Raw genomic sequence first — 1,490 nt, 5'->3', positions numbered from 1 at the left:
AATGGAGGTCCCGATTAGCCGGCGGTACAACATCAATCAAGAGCAGGTTATGCCATGAAAGAAATCATCCCTCAGTTGTTGGCGGAGTTGCCCGAGCATGACCGTCAGCGGTTGGCATTTTGTGGCCGGCGGTTGGATGGCTCGAAGGGCAAAACACAGGCGCAGCTGGCCTCACAGCAGGCCGAGATCATTCTGGATGAGGTTACCGAAGAATTGTGCGAGTTAGAGGGGCTATCAGAGACTCTTAAAAACTCTATCAAGCTTCCAGAAAGTGCTGGGTGAAAGCCAATCCATCACTGGTTTGGAGTGACAAAGCAGTTTGAGTTTCCACTGACAGCCGGAGCGCTGCCAGCGTTTTTTAACAGATCGGCATAGTAGAGAGGGGGCTGGGTAGTGCCCAAGGCCGGCTGCGACCGGCCCTGGGGCTTGGTTACAGGATTCCTATCTCATGAAGTGTCCACAGGAGGCTTGAAGCTGCAGCCAGTACCCCGTGAACTGAGATGGTTAGCCTGATTGTTAGGTTGGTTTTCATGGCATTTATCCATTCAACCGACCCGGCGCCAGGTCGTGAAAGACCTGTATTTCTATCCCGCCATGCCTGGCGGTTGCTACCAACTGACTAGAACAGTCCGGTAGCGAGAGCCCAAGCTCACAATGGACCCCCGGGGTGTTGAGCCACACTAGCCTGCGGCTTTATCGCTGCCAACGTAGCCACCAAAATGGCGGCTGCAGACTTGGTGTGCACCCCTCCCGTGGTTTCAGGGTATTGGGCCTAACCCAAGCCGTCCCCCACAGGTATGGCCATTATCCAGCCCCCTCTCTTTTGTGTCGATCTGGTTGCGTATTGGTTTGCTGAAACGCGCGACAAAAAGAACCCGAAAGGGGTAGGGAAGGGAAGTAATGTAGGTAGGAAACTGTAAGCGGCGAGAAAGGCTACTGATAACCAGTAAATACCGACATTTTTTTAATGTACCGCAATCATCAAGATCACTGAGCGACCGCAGAAGCGGGCGGAGGCGAAAGTGGAACTAACGCTCTCCATTAACCAAGCGAAGAGTATCGAGTGGGAGCTGAACCTTCAGCAGGCCACTTTGTTCTCCTTCATCCTGGGTGCCGCCTCATGGGCGGATAAACAGGACGGCTATTGGTATCTCAGTAAGGGCAAGATCATCGAGGAGCTGCCCATCCTCTCCGACAAACGAGATACCGTTTATCGGTTGGCTTCTCAACTGATTCGAAAAGACCTGATTGAACGAAAGATCATCAATGGCGGGGATTACTACCGAGTGACCCAAAAGGGACTTCAGTGGAATAAGGCTGAGGTCGGAAAAAAATCCGAGGGTCGGAAAAATATCCGAGGGTCGGAAAAAAATCCGAGTAACCTCGGAAAAAAATCCGAGGTAGGGTCGGAAAAAAATCCGACGTATCAGTATACCAATCTATCAGGTTACCAAGATCAGAATATAAATACTTCGGACCCGCCTGGTGAC

General features: G+C 51.8%; 2 protein-coding genes. Both read left to right on the top strand.

Annotated elements, in window-relative coordinates; translation table 11 throughout:
• The first annotated feature begins 54 nt into the window (after positions 1-54).
• The gene (locus ABVT36_RS18980; RefSeq protein WP_368457963.1) at positions 55-282 is read left to right on the top strand and encodes a hypothetical protein; all 228 of its coding nucleotides are present in this window, start codon (positions 55-57) and stop codon (positions 280-282) included.
• A gap of 740 nt (positions 283-1,022) precedes the next feature.
• A partial coding sequence (locus tag ABVT36_RS18975; protein ID WP_368457962.1) for a hypothetical protein occupies positions 1,023-1,490 on the top strand: 468 nt, incomplete at its 3' end.

This window comes from Microbulbifer sp. TYP-18 (genome assembly GCF_040932045.1).
In the GTDB taxonomy this organism is placed as follows: Bacteria; Pseudomonadota; Gammaproteobacteria; order Pseudomonadales; family Cellvibrionaceae; genus Microbulbifer.
This window is presented reverse-complemented; position numbering and strand designations above follow the sequence as displayed.

What these genes read in the sequence shown, in the direction of transcription:
- ABVT36_RS18980 (WP_368457963.1), top strand. Translation starts at nt 55, where the DNA reads ATGAAAGAAATCATCCCTCAGTTGTTGGCGGAGTTGCCCGAGCATGAC.